This is a genomic window from Sinomicrobium pectinilyticum (genome assembly GCF_003725735.1).
Lineage (GTDB): Bacteria > Bacteroidota > Bacteroidia > Flavobacteriales > Flavobacteriaceae > Sinomicrobium > Sinomicrobium pectinilyticum.
In genome coordinates this window covers 32,814-51,053 of sequence record NZ_RJTM01000064.1, presented here as the reverse complement: position 1 = coordinate 51,053, position 18,240 = coordinate 32,814, and the positions used below count along the sequence as shown (strand labels likewise).

Sequence of the window (18,240 nt, the reverse complement as noted above, 5' to 3'; positions counted from 1 at the left end):
GTCCCTGTAATACAGGTATTCTCTCTTTTGTCACAAGATACTCCGGTGAAGTGAGATATTAGCCGGGCACAGATCATACGGGGTAACATATCCGCCGTATCTGCCTTTACGGATATTGCCCCCTATGATATTTATACTTTTACCGTTTTCCAGTTTCCTTTTTTAAACCATAACAATGCTATAACGGCAATCAGGGTTTCTGCAATCGTTATGCCCAGATATACGCCTACCGGCCCCCAATGGAACACCATAGCTGCCAGATAGGCAAAAGGCAGCTGAAAAACCCAGAAACAGAAGAAATTGATAATGGTAGGTGTTCTGGTATCTCCCGCCCCGTTGAAAGCCTGGGTAACTACCATACCATAAGCGTAAAAAATATACCCTGCTGCCACCACCTGTAAACTGAGGCTCCCGTATTTGATAACATCCGCATCATCACTGAACCAACCTATGATATATCTGGCAAAGAGAAGATATATCAGGGAAACGGTTAGCATAAAGAAAGCATTGTACTTCCCGGTCTTCCAGACAGACTTTTCCGCCCGTTCCGGCTGACCGGCTCCCAGGTTCTGCCCTACCAGTGTCGCCGCGGCATTACTCATCCCCCATGAAGGCATCATGGTAAACATCATTACCCGGATAGAAATCGTATAGCCGGCAAGTACCTCACTGCCGAATTCGGACATAATACGCATGAGTATCACCCAGCTGGATGTACCGATAAGAAACTGCCCTATACCTCCCAAAGATACTTTTACCAGGTTCCACATTACCTGTCCCCTTAGTACCCAGTCCGAAACCTGCAGTTTTATCCTGCTCCATCCGTAAAACAATATCCACACCTGGAAGAGCACCGCTACTCCCCTTCCTATGGTAGTAGCTATAGCCGCCCCTTCCACGCCATAAGCAGGCACAGGGCCCCACCCGAATATAAACAACGGATCGAGGATAATATTGAGTCCGTTGGACAAGGCCAGGGCCCACATTGCAATAGATGCATCCCCGGCGCCACGGAAAATGGCATTGATAAGGAAAAGCAGGAATATGGTGATATTACCTCCTATCAGTATCTGTGTGTATCCGAAACCTTCTTCAATAAGGTCCGCCTCTCCTCCCATCATGGTAAGGATTTCTCTGGGATATAAAACCCCGATAACTCCTACAACAATAGAAATTATTACCCCGAGAACAATAGCCTGTACGGCAGTTTCCTTAGCCCCTTTAACATTCTTTTCTCCTACCCTGCGGGCTATTACCGCAGTAGCGGCCATACTCAAACCTATTGCCACCGCATATAAAAGGGTAATTACCGACTCCGTGAGCCCCACGGTGGCTACGGCATTAACACTTACCCTGGACAAGTAGATAATGTCTACCAAAGCAAAAACCGATTCCATCATCATCTCGAGGATCATGGGAATGGCCAGCATAAAAATGGCCTTGCGGATGCTTCCGCTGGTAAAATCCGTTTCCTTACCCGTAAGGGCGGTCTTGAGGTTGCTAAAAAACTTTCCTAAAGTATTATTGGAATATGAACGCATCGTTTCCGAAATTACATGGTCTGACAAAAAATTTAAAACAAAAAAAGGGTAAGCGAAGAAGTATGCCTACCAAGACAAAATATCGGTCTGTATCCAGATCGGCTTTGTCATCTTGTTAATATAATTTCGAAGTGCTCATAATGCTGCAATATTAAATACTTTTTTTTAAATACATCTAAGTTTTTTTTGTTTTAACAAAATACGGGTTTAAGACAGGGAATATTTTTATGAACTTTGCGGAGGATTAGTTAGGAGCCCGGGAGGTCCGGAGTTTCGGGGAAGGCAATCCCTGTATCCTCTCGAGGGGGAAGAGTAACTCTCATAAAAACAACCCCTTTTAAGGATACGGGAGTAGGATTCTGAACTCCTCAACTAAGAACTAAAAAACTAACAAACCATGAACATCAACCTTAAAAGAAGAGTAGCCGTAAGTGCAGTTTTTTTCCTTAGCGGTATTTGCTTTGCCAGCTGGGCCAGCCGTATCCCGGACATAAAGAACAAGCTACATCTTACGGAAGGTGAACTGGGCGGACTCCTGCTCGGGCTTCCCGCGGGGTCCCTTGCTGCCCTTCCTCTGGCGGGATGGCTGGTACATCGTTTCGGCAGTCGTAAGGTAGCTGTTATCTCTGCCATACTTTACGGATGTGTATTGCCGTTACTCGGACTCGCCGAGACCAAAATTGCTTTGCTGGGCGCCGTTGCTCTCTTCGGATTGGTAGGTAACCTCATCAATATTTCAGTCAACACCCAGGCTGTAGGTGTGGAATTTCATTACGGAAAAACGATTATGGCTTCTTTCCACGGTTTATGGAGCCTGGCCGGGTTTGTCGGCGGGGCCATTGGTGCAGGGATGATAGACCTGAGCATCAACCCTCTTTTCCACTTCCTCGCTATAGGCTGTGTAAGCCTGCTCATTATCTTCTTTGCCTACCGCAATATGCTTACGGAAGATGTAAACACGGGAGACAGTAAAGGGCTCGTATTAAAGAAACCCGACAAACTGTTATTACGCATCGGGGCCATAGCTTTTTGCGGGATGATGTGCGAAGGCTGTATGTTTGACTGGAGCGGAGTTTATTTTGACAAAGTTGTGAATGTAGATGCCGGACTTGTCACCCTGGGCTATATTGCCTTTATGAGCACCATGGCTACGGGACGTTTTGTAGCGGACCATTTTACCCAACGTTTCGGTGCGGTGATGCTGCTTCAGTTCAGTGGCATATTGATATTTTTCGGGCTATTGCTTTCCGTGCTCTTTCCTTCCGTGATTTTTGCTACGGTCGGGTTTTTACTGGTCGGCGCAGGTACTTCTTCCGTCATACCTCTCTCCTTCTCTATGGCAGGAAGGTCCAAGAATTTTCCTCCGGGTATATCTCTCGCCCTGGTTTCCACGATTGCCTATTTCGGTTTTTTATTCGGTCCCCCCGTTATCGGTTTTATTGCCGAACACCTCAATCTCCGGGCTTCTTTCTTGCTTATCGCTTTTGTAGGGGCCATGATCGCCGTACTTTCCTATAGCGGAAGGGGAATCCTGCGTAAACCCGATAATACAACGCATTAAAAGTATATCGGAACCTTAATTTTAAGACTTTAAGGTGAGGCTATATAATAAACAGAGAGAAAAACTGCACGTATAAATATAGAAATATCATCCGTAGATACCGGAATATTGTTCACGGATGCAAAAATATTGTTCATGAGTACCCGAATACTGTTCACAGACACAAGAATATTATTTACGGACGCAAGAATATTGTTTACAGGGGTCGGAATATCCGTTAAGAAAACAGCAATATAGGCCATGGATATGAAAACGAAGCCTGGTATTTCTTTCTTCAGATATGGGTATCTGTCTCCGGTGAAGGGGGGCTGGGTAAGAAAAATAAAGCTTAACGACAGATAATCCGCAAAAAAAGATTAATTTAAAGCCTGTTTACTTTGTAAGAAAACCCATTTTATGCTACTGAACAATAAGATCCCCCTGAAGTTTCTCTTCAGGAAAACGCGTTCCGAGATCCTTTTTGTTACCTTATTATCCGTAATTATCGGTATTGCCGACGAACTTCTCCATGTTGGCGGCATTGCTATTCCCCTGGCCATCCCTACCATTCTGGGTACGGCCATTTCGCTTATCTTGACTTTCCGTACGGGGCAATCGTATAACCGATGGTGGGAAGCACGCATTATCTGGGGGGCCATTGTCAACGATTCACGTACGCTGACCAGGCAACTTCTCGGTTTTATACGTATAGAGGGGGAGGATGCCGGGGAAGCTTCCGTATTGATACGGAAAATGACGTACCGGCAAATGGCATGGTGCTATGCGCTGGGGCGATCGCTCCGCAAACAGGAGCCTTTGAAGGATGCCAGGCCATTTCTATCTAAAGAAGAACTGGAACAGGTGGGCAAACAGGACAATATACCTAATGCCCTGCTGCAATTACATATGGCAGACCTTAAAAAGGCCTTCCGGAAAGGATGGGTCAATTCCTATCAACAGGTTCAAATTGACGAAACCCTGAAAAGGCTTTGTGATTCTATGGGAAAAGCGGAGCGTATTAAAAATACGGTGTTCCCTGCTACCTATAGCCTGATCGTTCACCTAATTCTATACCTGTTCATCCTTCTTTTGCCTTTTGCACTGGTAGATGATCTCGGTTTTATACAGATTCCTCTGGTCATTACTGTGGCCATAGCCTTTTTTCTCATCGAAAAAACGGCTATTTACCTCCAGGACCCTTTTGAAAATCTGCCAACGGATACTCCGGTGACCTCCATTGCCCGGACTATAGAAATAAACCTCCGGCAAATGCTGAACGAAACGGATGTCCCGGAAACGATTAAACCGGAGAAGAGTTTTTACCTGATGTAAAGGGAACTTAAGGGGATGCCAGGAAAAACAGCTTTTAAATGCGCATTGTGATATACAGTAGAGAACCATCAACGGAACGTAAACAAGGCCGCCTGTAACATCAGACGGCCTTGACCTTGCATTTACAATGCTCTTAAAATATTAACTTAACTTTCCTTCCGGATCTTCAGTAATAGACCCGTTTAAATTTGCGCCCTGTTCCTTACGGACTTAGGACTCCTGTTTCTCTGTTTAAAATCAGAGGTTAAGGTTCAGCCCTCCAAGCAGGCTGCCAACTCCCAAAGAATTAAAGATAAGTGCGGGTGTCAATGCAATACCAGCCCAGGCTCCCGAAACGAGCATTGCGGCACCCAAGCCCAGGTGTGCTCCACCTTGCTGGAAGTCGTGATAAGCTTGATCGAATGTGATCCCCCCGTCTGTTTCACATAATTCAGCAACGTTCATCTCCTGAACACCATAACTTTCTAAAGTTTTCATAATTAAAAGGTTTTAGTTAATGAATGATTATAATTCAAAGCAGTTCTGATCGTTACAAAACTGTTCAAATCCTGAATATAATGTGGGGTAGTATGGGGTGTAAATGGTTGTTTTGGGTATGATTTACAATAGTTCAAATCCAAAATCCGGGGGTAAGTACTCGTAAAGTTACTATTATTCCCTGCACAAACCTTGCAGTTTGCGATTTTTAATTATATATTTTTTTAGTTTTGAGCTGATTAGCGACGTATGTGCGGATAGTTTCCTGAGAATCCAGGACGAAAACCGTTGTGCTTCTACGAGCGCTCATCGACGACCTCAGGGTTCGTTTTGATAGGGACTTACCATTATTACCGGTGAAACCGGGGCGGGAAAGTTTGTTTTATACGGTTATAGTATTTATTCCACAGTTGAGAGGTCTACGGACCCGTAGTTTTTTTATAAGCATTCCTGCCTTTCCGGCAGGTAAGGAAATTGCCCTTTCGTTAGTTGACTATCAATCTGTTCAAACAACATCCGTCAACTTAATAAATCAATAATTCAAAATACTGAAGTTACCGCTATTAACCGGTCTATGCCTGTCCTGATATCTTTTTACCGTTACTGTCCTTATAATATTTTCTGTACCTCCAGTAACTTACCGCCCCTAGTACCCCGATAACCACTATGGAATAATACACGAAATCGGGGGTTATCACTTTGTCCCCGCTGGCATAACTGTGAAGTCCCACGAGGTAAAAGTTCACACCGAAATAGGTCATCATAATACTGGCGTATGCTATGATACTGGCATAATTGAACGCAAACCTCCCCCGCAGACCGGGAACGAGGCGCATATGCACTACAAAGGCATATACCATAATGCTGATAAGTGCCCAGGTTTCTTTAGGGTCCCAGCCCCAGTAACGGCCCCAGCTTTCGTTTGCCCACTGTCCTCCAAGGAAATTACCTATGGTAAGCATGATAAGTCCTACGGTAAGTGCCATTTCGTTTATGACGGTGATCTCTTTGATATGAAGGTCCATCTTCTTCCTGTTCTTGTCGTTGGTAAGTATGATCAGCAGCAACGCCACTACGCCGAGTATCATTCCCAGTGTAAAGGGCCCGTAACTTCCTACGATAATAGACACATGGATCATCAGCCAGTAACTGTTGAGCACGGGTTGCAGGTTGGCTATAGCCGGGTCGAGCCAGTTCATATGTGCTCCGAAAAGTATGATAGAGGTGACAAATGCGGTGGACGCCATCGTAAGATCGGATTTCCGGCCGAATATCAGTCCGAAAAGCATGGTTGCCCAGGCCACATAGATCATACTCTCGTAGGCATCACTCCAGGGAGCATGTCCGGAAATATAAGACCGGGCTATAAGCCCCGCAGTGTGCAGTACAAAAAGTATGATTATCCCTACCTTCCCTACCAATACAAGGGTCTTTAAAAATTTATTCTCATAGAAGATACGCAGCACAATAAAAAAGAACATAACCAGCCCGACGGTCATATACCATATGAGTAACTGCTGGAATATATTCACTTTGTTGTATATTACCTCCACTTCTACTTTACGTTCCGAAGGCAGTACTTCCGATCCGAAGTTTTCCTGGTTTTTTTCAAAGGCTTCGAGTATTTTATCAGCTTCCGTATAGTTACCGGTTTTTATGGCCTGCCGGAGAGACATCAGGTAAAGACTTACGGACTTATCGATAAAATTCGCGTAGAGAGAGTCCTGAACAGGATACTGGCGGGTCCTGAAATCTACTGCAGATATCCACTTGTTGTTCTCATTGTCCGGAAGCGGGAATATTTTGAGTATTTCCCCTCCCAAAGCCCTGTTCAGCAATGCCAGGCGCTGATCGGCCTCCTTGAACTCTTTTTGAAACTGGTTAGGTACATTGGTAGCATATGCCTCCTGAAGATAAGGTGCCAGTTTGTAATTCCCTTTATCATCAAAGAAGTCTATGGCTCTTACATATTTTGTCCCTTCTTCCACTCCAATAAGCCTGTGGAGGCTGTCATTGGCTTTTTTCATGTATATGATCTCCGCATTGTACCATGCCGCCGGGTTTTGCAGCATGGATAAAAACACCTGGTCAGCATCCAGTCCGTTATAGGAATCGCTCTTACTGATCTTACGGAGTAATTCGGAAGCAAACGTATTCACGGGTTTCATACGACCGCCATCATCCTGGATAACCAGTTTACCAAACTTGTCCGCATGCTCCTGGCTTACGGACGTTGCAGCTATTACGGAGTCTATTTGTGCCTGGGTAGGCAGAACGCTGGTATGCGTATGGTCTTTTTCGTGCATATGGGCATCTGTGGCCTCTGCCTGTTCCTCCTGTGCGAACGCGGTAAGGCTGCAAAAAAGGACGATTGCCGTTACCACTTTTGCTTTTTCGGCTTTTATCTTTTTTAACATCTGCCCGAGACTCTTAAACCTCGTTTTACCGTAGAACAGGATACCGATAAGGCCGGTGTATAACAGAAAATACCCGATATAGGTGATCCAGGTACCGTAAAAATCGTGGTTGACGGATAATACAGTCCCTTTTTCATCCGGGTCGAACCTGGCCTGGAAGAAACGATATCCTTTGTGATCCAGTATGTGATTCATGTAAATATCATAATCAAAAGACCGTTCGTCATTTACGGTAACTTTACTCATAAAAGAGGCATATCCGTTTTCCGTACCGGGATACTTTTCTGCGATAAAATCGTTCAGTTTAATACTGAAAGGCAGTTCTATTTCTATGGAACCGAAAGAAAGGTGAAAATCCAGCCCTCCTATACTTGTTGTTAAGGGTGCTTTTGCCATTCCTTTGCCCCCGAGTATTTTTACCCGTTTGGTCTCCCCATTGGTAGCAATATCCAGAATAAGGGCATCCTGTGAGGCATTGGCCTTATCCTTCGCCTCTATAATATCATATTTCCCCTTTACCACAGGCTCGGGAAATACAAACTGCATCCCGGCTACATTGTATAAAGACCGTAATTGTAATTTCTGGACGCTGTCTTTAACCACACTGTCCTCAAACTGATCCGCCATTCGCATAAAAGTCCCTTCAAAGGGAGTGGATATGGTATAGACACTGTCTTGTGTATTGATATTAATGGCTCCCTGGGTGGGCTTGTTGAGTGCGAAAAGTACGTTGTGAATACTTGTTACTTCACCGCTTTTTATATAATGATCGTGACGGGAACCTCCTCCGGCCTCTACCACCTGGAGGTATTCTTCCCCGTTTTCGTCCGGAATAAGTCCTTCTTCGGCACCGGTGATATACCCGGCATAGGAAACTGTAAAAGGTTGCCCGTTAAAATCGGACCGCCAGGGAAGCCTCGAAAGGATACCTTCCGGAGACACGAGAAGGGCTTCCCGCATGGATTTCCGCATGGGCTCGCCGTTTATCTCCCCGTCTATATAGGCCGTAAGATAGGTTTTATCGGACAGGAAGGTATTGGAGGTCTCTCCTTCCCGTATAGGCATTACACCTTCGTAACTGATATAACGGGTAACAAAGGCACCGAGAATGATAAGTATAAAAGAGATGTGCAACAAGAGTACGGCCCATTTTTCTCGCTTGTGTAGCCTGTAACGCACGATATTCCCGGCGAAATTAACCACAAACAACACCATAATGGCCTCAAACCACCAGGCATTATATATCCATATCCGTGCTGTAGTGGTACTGTACCAGCTTTCGATAAACGTACCAAAGGCCAGTGCCGTGGCAAATACTACAAACAAAATTGCCATTAAACGGGTGGAGAAGAGCGTTTTCTTGAGGAAGTCTGTCATTACAACTTATTTACGTGTAGTTTTACACTATGGTATTCCGCCTGCAAAAATAGGTTGTTTTTATGACTTTTTACGGGTATGAAAGAGGAAAGAAACACAAGGGAATGTTAATATGTTCTTAAATACTGCCGGACCTTTATCGGACACCCCGCACCGTGGTAGGATGAATACATTTCAAGATTCAAATGTTTTTTTTAGTTTTGAAATTCGGAATTATTGGAAGAACCAATGACTAACGCTAAAAATCCCCGGATTTCTGATAAACCGGGGCTCTGTTTTTGCCACGGGCAGATGATTTGGAATAGGTACCCGTGGCTGAAACTTATAATAACTCATCGTCAAACCTCCAAAAACACAATTACCGAAAATCCGTAACCCGTCCGTTGCCAGGATCTTCGTAACTTTGCCATATGACCAAAGTAATTATCATTGGCTCCGGAAATGTAGCCACACATTTGATCAAAGCCTTTTATAAGAGCAGTAAAGTACAGGTAATTCAGCTGTTTAACAGGAGTGCCACTTCCACAGAAGGAATTCCTGTCACAAACAGTTATGATGAGCTCTTGAATGCCGACCTGTATATCATAGCAGTCTCCGACGATTCTATAAGTGAGGTTTCCCATAAGCTTCCTTTTAAGGGACGCTTGGTAGTCCATACTTCCGGAAGCGTTGCCCTGGATGAACTGGCCCCGGAAAACCGCAGAGGTGTTTTTTATCCCTTACAGAGTTTTTCCAGGAACAAGGATATCAGTTTCGCGGGAATTCCCTTATGTATCGAAGCAGGAAATGATGAGGACAGGAAATTACTGGAGTATGTGGCCCACAGTATTTCCCGAAAGGTGTACCGGGTAAATTCCGAACAACGGCGGTCACTCCACCTGGCTGCGGTTTTTGTAAACAATTTTGTAAACCACCTCTATGCCATCGGAAATGACATATGTAAAAAAAACGACCTTTCTTTTGACCTGCTGAAACCGCTTATAGCGGAAACTGCGGAAAAGATAGAAAACATGTCCCCCGCCGAAGCCCAGACCGGTCCGGCAAAGCGGCATGACGAGACTACCGTACAAAAACACCTGGACCAGTTGAACACATACCCTACATACAAAAAGATATACGAAACACTTACGAAATCCATACAGAAACATTGAAAAAATGTTTTTTAGTTGCGGAGTTGATGAGTTGAGTATCCCTGCGCTGCAAAGCAGAAGCCTTGAAGGCTCATGTTTCGGGAATGAATATACAATTTGTTTCTTTTAACTGCCTTTTATCAACGTACACCAGATAATTCACCGTTTTTCAAATTCCGAAGAGAGAATCTCTCAAAACTCCGGACTCGCCAACTCCGGGCATATGAACTATTATCTAACCTGAATTTTCTACAGAAAAGGCGTATGTCCGGCCTATGGAACAAGTACTCTCCCGTTTCAGGAAGAAACTTCGTAACTTTGCCTTTTTTAATTTCAAAAGCAAAATATATTTCCCTGCATGAAAAACTATAAAGAATACCTTGAAGACATCACCACTTTTGTCTTTGATGTAGATGGTGTGCTCACAGACGGCACTATTATAATTACCACCGACGGACAAATGCTCCGCAATATGAACCTGAAAGACGGCTATGCCATAAAAACGGCTATAGGCAGGGGGTATAACATCTGTATTATTTCGGGCGGTACCAACGAAGGTGTACGGGAACGTATGCGTGGCCTGGGGGTGACGGACATTTACCTGGGTGCACATCACAAGACGGATGCCCTGAACGAATATTTCGACATCTACGACATAAAACCCGAAAACGTACTTTACATGGGCGATGACCTGCCCGACCTTCCACCGATGCAAATGGTCGGACTTCCCACCTGTCCCCAGGATGCTGCCCCGGAGATCAAGGAAATAGCCAAGTATGTATCTCATAAAAACGGCGGCAAAGGATGTGTAAGGGATGTTATCGAACAGGTATTGAAAGTACAGGGAAAATGGAGTAACAATTTCGAAGCCGGCTTCGATTAATTATTCCACATAGCCGGAACACCCTATTCTCAGGGGAAAGGGATTCTTGTACTTCCGCTTTTCCCCGCAATCCGGTGAGACATTACGGAAGTGATCTGTCTATGCTTTTCTCCCTTTTATCCTTTACAAACTGAAAAACAATATGATTTAAAACCGGATTTTAATTATTAAATTGCCCCTAAAACAAATTGACCGACCATGAAAACCAGAATTCTGTCCGTAGATGTATTACGCGGGCTTACCATTTTCTTTATGATCGTGGTAAATACGCCCGGATCATGGGATTATGTTTATGCACCGCTGCGCCATGCTTCCTGGGACGGGTGTACCCCTACCGATCTCGTATTCCCCAGCTTTTTATTTGTAGTGGGCCTCTCCATGAGTATCTCCATGAAAAAACTGGACCCTTCCCTGAAAAAACCCGTTTTGCTCAAACTTTTAAAAAGAGCCGCCCTCATTTTCCTGATAGGCGTACTGCTTAACTGGTTCCCTTTTTACAGGACCAATATTGCCGACCTTCGTATTTTTGGTGTACTGCAACGCATTGCCCTGGCTTTTCTCGTGGCGGGGATATGCATTACCCTCCTGCAAAGAACCGGCTATCTGATCTTTTCCATTGCGGCACTTTTGCTCGGGCACTGGGCCATACTCTACTTTATGGGCGGAGATGCCCCCTACTCCCTGGAAGGGAATTTCGGCAATGTATTGGATACCGCCCTGCTCGGGGAGAGACATTTGTACAAAGGCTACGGTATTCCGTTTGACCCGGAAGGTTTGCTGGGCACTCTTTCTTCGGCCGGACAGGTAATCCTCGGATATGTTATCGGGAAAAGCATGCTCAAATCGGGTTCACCGGGACAATCGCAGGTAAAAAAACTGGTTATACTTGCTTTGTGCTTTATCCTTGCCGGGCAGTTGTGGGATTTTATCTATCCGATAAACAAGCCATTATGGACAGGACCTTATGTACTGTATACCACCGGGATCATTACTGCGGTATGGGCATTATTCATCTGGATTATCGATATCAAAAAGGTCAGCGAATGGACACTGGTATTCCGGGTATTCGGGCAAAACCCGCTGGTGAGTTATATGCTGTCCGTGCTGGTGGTAAAAATATTCATCTATGTTATACAGATCGGGGATACTTCGCTGATGGGATGGTCTTATCAACACATTTTCCGTCCTGTTTTTGACAATTACCTCGGCAGTCTTATGTTTGCACTGGCTTTCACTTTCTTTATATGGCTCTTTGCATACGGGCTGTACCGCAAAGGGAAAATCATAAAGATCTAACCGCCACACGACGGACGGAAAGTCTCCGCCTCCGTGCGGGGGAAGTCATGAATCAAAAACCAGCAAAATAAAAAAAATGTAGACCTATAGATAAGGACCAAAGGAAGTGAAGTAAACGCAATCTCATTACTGATTTTAACTTTATATTCAATACAAAAAACGGTAGTATGCTCCGCAAAATATTAGAGAACCACCATATTATCCTCGCTTCGGGCTCTCCCAGGCGGCACCAGTTCTTCCGCGATCTGGGGATTGATTTTGAAATACGGTTGAAAAACGTAGAGGAAATATACCCGGAAAGGCTTTACGGAAGCGAAATCCCGGATTACCTGGCACAACTCAAGGCATTACCACTGAAAGAAGATCTGAAGGAAAAAGACATCCTGATCACTTCCGATACTATTGTATGGCACCGGGAAAAAGCTCTCGGCAAACCGAAAGATAAGGAAGAAGCCAGGGAAATGCTTAAAACATTATCGGATACCTCTCACGAGGTCATCACTTCCGTGTGTTTTACCACAACCACATTACAAAAAACCGTTAATGCGGTGACCAAAGTATATTTCGATGTGCTAACCGATGAAGAGATCGAATACTACATAGATCATTTCAGGCCTTTTGACAAGGCAGGGGCTTATGGCATACAGGAATGGATAGGCCTTACCGGAATAAAGAAGATCGAAGGTTCTTATTTTAATGTAGTAGGATTGCCTGCCCACCTGGTATACAGCACCCTGAAAACTATAGTAGAGGACAATACATAAAAAACGGGGGAACAGCCTGAAAAACGATTTCCCGGTGTATCTTTACTCTTTTCTGTAAAACAGCCACAAAACCGATGAATATATTATTTGATCCTTATAAAAACCAATTGTTATACACGGCTATAGCCGTTGCTTTACTTTTACTCCTGAAGTACCTGTTATCCAAGATCATCCGCAAGGTGGGGGTAATAAGCAATTATAATGACGCGCGTACCTCCCTTATTGTGAGATATGCCAATATTGCCATTTTCTTTATCGGTATTGCTGCCATAAGTATTATATGGAATGTAGATTTCGAGGACCTGGGGCTGATACTTTCTTCGATATTTGCGGTAATCGGTGTTGCGTTATTTGCCCAGTGGTCCATACTGAGCAACATTACTGCCGGGGTTATCCTATTCTTTACGTTTCCTTTTAAAATAGGGGACAAAATAGAGATCTTGGATAAAGATTTCCCGGTACGTGCCACAATTGAAGATATAAAAGCCTTCCACCTGCTGCTCCGCACGGAAGAAGATGAGCTGGTCACCTACCCTAACAACCTGTTACTGCAGAAAGGAGTAAAAGTATATGGCAGTTCTGCGGAAGATGATGGTAGCCGAAGCCTGTAAATAGTTAAAGAAAGCCTAAACCCGGGGCAATAATTTCTATTATTTCTATATTTGAAAGGACTGTTACCAGTCCTGGCAATTACCGATGTGCCATTTTATCGCAATACAACTGCGGAAACCTAAAAACTAACTGAAATGCGCAAAATTACCCTGTTGTTATTATTTATTTTTGCTTCCTCAGCCACATCCGCCCAGCAACCCAAAACCTATTCTTCCTCCGAGATCTATCACGCCATACAGAAACTGAACTTCCTGGGTTCGGCACTTTACCTGGCTGCTCATCCGGACGACGAAAATACGAGGATGATCTCATACCTGTCCAATGAAGTACATGCCCGGACGGCATACCTGTCCCTGACACGTGGCGACGGAGGACAGAACCTTATCGGTACGGAACTCCGGGAATTACTGGGAGTAATAAGAACCGAAGAATTACTGGCGGCAAGACGAATAGACGGTGGAGAGCAAATGTTTTCCAGGGCTAATGATTTTGGCTTTTCGAAGCACCCGGACGAAACCCTCGATATCTGGAACAAAGATAGTGTCATGGCTGATGTAGTACTGGCCATACGGAAATTCCGTCCGGACATTATTATCAATCGTTTTGATCACCGAAGTCCCGGAACTACGCACGGACACCATACCACATCGGCTATGCTAAGTGTGGAAGCCTTTGACCTGACAGGAAACAAAAATGTTTATCCGGAACAGTTACAACAACTGGATACATGGCAACCCCGAAGGCTTTTTTTCAATACCTCCTGGTGGTTTTACGGCAGCGAGGAAAAATTCCGGAATGCCGATAAGGGCGCTCTCATAGAAATGGACCTGGGAGGATATTATCCTGTTCTAGGCAAAAGCAACGGGGAAATAGCCGCCCGGAGCCGCAGCCAGCACAGAAGTCAGGGGTTTGGCAGTGCCGCCACAAGAGGTAGTGAAACGGAATACCTGGAACTGCTGAAAGGGGACAAACCGGAAAATAATGATCTTTTTTCCGGGATCAATACCACATGGTCGAGAATTGACGGTACGGAAGAGATAGCGAAACTGCTTAAATCCGTAGAACATCATTTCAATTTTAAAAATCCGGCAGAACACATTCCGCAGTTGGTCAAAGCTTACCGCCTTATCCGTAAACTGGACGATGCCTATTGGAAAACTGTAAAAACCAAAGAAATAAAAGAAATCATACAGGCCTGCGCCGGGTTGTACCTGGAAGCAACCGCAACAGATCCGCAGGCCACCCCGGGAAGCAAAATTAAACTCAATATAGAGGCCATTAACCGGGGGAATACGGATATGGAGCTGCAAAGTATGGAAATACTCCCTTCCGGAACCGTAAAAAAGATTGCCGCAAAACTCGGAACTAACGAAAAAAACAATTTTGAACTGGAAACCACCATACCGGATGCAAAAAAATACACAACGCCGTACTGGCTGATGCGTAAGGGCACACTGGGTATGTACCATTCAAAACCGGAATTTATAGGTCTCCCTGAAACTCCGGCCATACTCACTGCCGGTTTTCACATGGTTATTGATGGAACGGCGATAGACCTCCAAAAAGACATCGTATATAAACACACCGATCCTGCCAAGGGAGAATTATACCAACCTTTTGAAATACTCCCTCCGGTAACGGCATCGATTACCAACAAGGTAAATATTTTTGCCAACGGGCCCAAAGGGATTCCGGTAAAGGTCCGTGCTGTCCGGGAACAGGTAAACGGCACTGTTGCTCTCGAAGTTCCGGAAGGCTGGAGCGTGGAACCGGAAAGCCATCCTATGAAAACCACCAAAAAGGGAGAGGAAAAAACCATAGTGTTCCGGGTAACCCCCCCGCAAAATGAAAGTGAAGGGTTTATAAAGCCGGTGGTAAACATAAACGGCGAAACTTATAACAAGGAACTGGTAGAGATAAATTATGACCACATTCCTGCCCAGTCCGTCTTACTGCCCTCCGAAGCCAAAATAGTGAGGCTCAATATAGAAAAAGCAGGGAAATCGGTAGGATATATAGCCGGTGCCGGTGATAAAATACCCGAAAGCCTGCGGCAAATAGGTTATAATGTAACATTCCTGGATGTAAACAGTCTCTCCGCTTCCTCCCTGACAGGTTATGATGCGGTGGTTATAGGAATCCGTGCCTACAACATATCGGAAACCCTGTATGCCAAACAGCCCGTTTTACTGGATTATGTAAAAGAAGGAGGTACGCTTATCGTACAGTATAATACCGTAGGACGGGGAATGCCTCTGGATGTTATGGCCCCATACGCCCTTCGTTTGTCCAGGGACAGGGTTACGGATGAACATGCAGCCGTAAAATTACTGTCCGAAAATCACCCGGTGCTGAATTTTCCGAACAAGATAACCGTGAAAGATTTTGAAGGATGGGTCCAGGAAAGGGGACTTTATTTTCCGGATCAATGGGCCCCGCAATATACGGCCCTTCTCTCCATGCACGATAAAGGAGAAAATGCAAAAGAAGGCAGCCTTCTTGTAGCACCTTACGGAAAAGGTTATTATATTTACACGGGACTGAGTTTTTTCAGGGAACTTCCAGCGGGTGTTCCGGGCGCATTCAAACTGTTTGCCAACATGCTTTCCGTAGGAAAACAGGAAAACGGTAATTGACCGGATACGTACCCCAAAGCGGAAGTTTTTGCACACTATGAAAAAACAAACATCACCTCATTAATGGAACCACTGCAAAAAAATAATACTCCCGAAAAATGGCGCTGGAAACCCAGCTACACCCTGGTCCTTATAGCCAATGCGGTTTATATCATCCTTTTTTATTTTATAATGCTGGAAAACTGCTAGTGCATGGAAAGTATAGACTGGATAGTATTGTATACGACCCTTCTTTTCATTGTAGTTTACGGTACATGGAAAACGAAGCGGAACACTACCGTCAAAGATTACATCCTGGGTAATAAAGAAGCCAAATGGTGGACAGTAGGTTTGTCGGTCATGGCAACACAGGCCAGTGCCATTACTTTTCTGTCTACCCCCGGACAGGCTTTTCACGACGGAATGGGCTTCGTACAGTTTTATTTTGGCCTTCCGCTGGCCATTATAGTCATCTGTATTGTTTTTATCCCGGTCTATGACAGGCTTAAGGTCTATACCGCCTATGAATTCCTGGAACAGCGTTTCGACCTAAAAACCCGGAGCCTTACCGCCATACTCTTTCTCATACAACGCGGACTGGCTGCCGGTATCACTATCTATGCCCCTTCTATTATCCTTTCTGCCGTACTCGGCTGGGACCTGAAAACCCTGAATGTTATCATCGGTTCGCTGGTAATTGTGTACACGGTGATCGGAGGTACAAAGGCGGTTAATGTGACGCAGAAACAACAGATGTTTGTTATTATGTCCGGTATGTTCGTGGCTTTTTTTCTCATTCTCCATTACCTGCCGGATGACCTCACCTTCAGCAAAGCGTTGAAAGTAGCAGGAGCCAATGAAAAACTGAACATCCTGAACTTTTCACTGGACACTCAGAGCAGGTATACCTTCTGGAGCGGAATTACCGGCGGGTTCTTTCTGATGCTGTCTTACTTCGGTACGGACCAGAGCCAGGTACAACGATACCTCTCCGGGAAATCCGTAAGGGAAAGCCAGATGGGGCTTATCTTTAACGGCCTGTTGAAAGTTCCCATGCAGTTCTTTATCCTGCTTGTGGGGGTAATGGTATTTGTCTTTTACCAATACCACGCCTCTCCCCTCAACTTTAATCCCGCAGCAACGGAAGCCGTTATGAATTCTTCTTATGCTGATGAGTACAGGCAACTGGAAAAAGAGCACCAGGCCCTGGAAACCGAGAAAAAAATGGCACAGGAATATTATTCCGGAGTATTGAACGTCAAGGACTACCAGATGACGATGGCGGCCAAACGAAAAATCCAGTACATAAACCAACAGGAAAGGGCAAACAGGAGTAAGGCCAGGAAGCTTATAGAAAAAGCGGACCCGGCCATCGAAACGAATGACAAAGATTACGTGTTTATCCATTTTATTCTCAACAATCTCCCTACGGGCTTTATAGGACTGCTGCTGGCGGTTATTCTTTCCGCCGCAATGTCTTCTACCGCTTCGGAACTGAATGCCCTCGGGACCATTACTACAATAGACCTCTACAAGAGAAGTCATAAAAACGAAAAACAGGACAGTCATTATCTCTCGGCTTCCAAATGGTTTACCCTGCTTTGGGGGCTTATTGCCATTACATTTGCCAACTTCGGTTCATTGCTCGATAACCTCATCCAGCTGGTAAATATTATAGGATCGGTATTTTACGGTAATGTACTAGGCATATTCCTGCTCGCCTTCTTTTTCCGGTTTGTACGGGGAAATGCAGTCTTTTGGGCAGCCGTGTTCACCCAGATTATTATTTTCTTTATTTATTACAGTTTTGTCTACGCCGATGAACGAATAGGTTATTTATGGCTGAATTTTATAGGTTGCTCCCTGGTAATCACCATAGCGTTGTTCTTCGAAATGCTGCAGCGTTCCATGAAAACAGGCAACTCCTAACCTGAATCCGGCAAAAGTATTTTCAAGGTCAAACGGGTTTGGTGCCGGTTGTTTTTCAGTTTTGGAGTTGAGAAGTCCGGAGTTATAGATGCTCTTTACTTTCCTCTGAAGTCTGCATATTTCGGCCACAAATCCACGGACAACAGGAGTGATTTTAAAAATTATTGGTATTGTCCGTAACAAAACGGGCCTTCGGTGTCGTATAAAAGCCTGTAAGCACCTCATCCAAAGAAATCTATATTCACCTTCCCGACTCTTACCCTCTCAACTCCATAACATCGGATATGAACTTTCTATACAGATATGCCTGTCTCCCGGCATCAAAAT

Annotated in this window: 13 protein-coding genes; 10 read left to right on the top strand and 3 right to left on the bottom strand. The window is 44.8% G+C overall.

The genetic code is table 11. The features are described 5' to 3' along the window. Nucleotides 1-131: 131 nt before the first annotated feature. Nucleotides 132-1,541: an MATE family efflux transporter gene (locus ED312_RS09160; RefSeq protein WP_123215706.1), complete on the bottom strand. Its 1,410-nt coding sequence runs from the start codon at nucleotides 1,539-1,541 to the stop codon at nucleotides 132-134. A gap of 397 nt (nucleotides 1,542-1,938) precedes the next feature. Between ED312_RS09160 and ED312_RS09155 the strand changes: the two genes are divergently transcribed. Together ED312_RS09155 and ED312_RS09145 are read left to right on the top strand one after the other, a co-directional pair. Next, nucleotides 1,939-3,102, top strand: coding sequence for an MFS transporter (locus ED312_RS09155; protein WP_123215705.1), 1,164 nt, complete (start codon nucleotides 1,939-1,941; stop codon nucleotides 3,100-3,102). 396 nt (nucleotides 3,103-3,498) lie between these two features. Beyond that, a complete protein-coding gene (locus ED312_RS09145; RefSeq protein ID WP_123215703.1) occupies nucleotides 3,499-4,413 on the top strand; it encodes a bestrophin family protein in 915 nt (304 codons plus the stop codon). A gap of 237 nt (nucleotides 4,414-4,650) precedes the next feature. On the opposite strand, the gene ED312_RS09140 is transcribed toward ED312_RS09145, so the two are convergent. Together ED312_RS09140 and ccsA are read right to left on the bottom strand one after the other, a co-directional pair. Further along, nucleotides 4,651-4,890: a hypothetical protein gene (locus ED312_RS09140; RefSeq protein ID WP_123215702.1), complete on the bottom strand. Its 240-nt coding sequence runs from the start codon at nucleotides 4,888-4,890 to the stop codon at nucleotides 4,651-4,653. A gap of 572 nt (nucleotides 4,891-5,462) precedes the next feature. After that, nucleotides 5,463-8,684: a cytochrome c biogenesis protein CcsA gene (ccsA, locus tag ED312_RS09135; RefSeq protein ID WP_123215701.1), complete on the bottom strand. Its 3,222-nt coding sequence runs from the start codon at nucleotides 8,682-8,684 to the stop codon at nucleotides 5,463-5,465. Nucleotides 8,685-9,094: 410 nt separating this feature from the next. Here ccsA and ED312_RS09130 point away from each other — a divergent pair, with 410 nt between their 5' ends. From ED312_RS09130 to ED312_RS09100, 8 genes are all read left to right on the top strand, one after another. Then, entirely contained in the window at nucleotides 9,095-9,835 is a 741-nt protein-coding gene (locus tag ED312_RS09130; RefSeq protein WP_123215700.1) for a Rossmann-like and DUF2520 domain-containing protein, read from the top strand. A gap of 337 nt (nucleotides 9,836-10,172) precedes the next feature. Then, nucleotides 10,173-10,697 (top strand): KdsC family phosphatase, encoded by a 525-nt coding sequence (locus tag ED312_RS09125; RefSeq protein WP_123215699.1) that lies wholly within the window; start codon nucleotides 10,173-10,175, stop codon nucleotides 10,695-10,697. Nucleotides 10,698-10,895: 198 nt separating this feature from the next. Next, nucleotides 10,896-11,993 (top strand): acyltransferase family protein, encoded by a 1,098-nt coding sequence (locus tag ED312_RS09120; protein WP_123215698.1) that lies wholly within the window; start codon nucleotides 10,896-10,898, stop codon nucleotides 11,991-11,993. Between the two features lie 167 nt (nucleotides 11,994-12,160). Then, on the top strand, nucleotides 12,161-12,757 hold the full coding sequence (locus ED312_RS09115; protein ID WP_123215697.1) for a Maf-like protein: 597 nt from the start codon (nucleotides 12,161-12,163) through the stop codon (nucleotides 12,755-12,757). A gap of 74 nt (nucleotides 12,758-12,831) precedes the next feature. After that, entirely contained in the window at nucleotides 12,832-13,368 is a 537-nt protein-coding gene (locus tag ED312_RS09110) for a mechanosensitive ion channel family protein (RefSeq protein WP_123215696.1), read from the top strand. A 135-nt stretch (nucleotides 13,369-13,503) separates the two neighbouring features. After that, nucleotides 13,504-16,005, top strand: a complete 2,502-nt coding sequence (locus ED312_RS09105) for a PIG-L family deacetylase (RefSeq protein WP_123215695.1) — start codon at nucleotides 13,504-13,506, stop codon at nucleotides 16,003-16,005. A gap of 63 nt (nucleotides 16,006-16,068) precedes the next feature. Beyond that, complete coding sequence (locus ED312_RS24360; RefSeq protein WP_262707130.1) at nucleotides 16,069-16,194, top strand: hypothetical protein; 126 nt, start codon at nucleotides 16,069-16,071, stop codon at nucleotides 16,192-16,194. Between the two features lie 3 nt (nucleotides 16,195-16,197). Next, a complete protein-coding gene (locus ED312_RS09100; RefSeq protein ID WP_123215694.1) occupies nucleotides 16,198-17,913 on the top strand; it encodes a sodium:solute symporter in 1,716 nt (571 codons plus the stop codon). Nucleotides 17,914-18,240 lie beyond the last annotated feature (327 nt).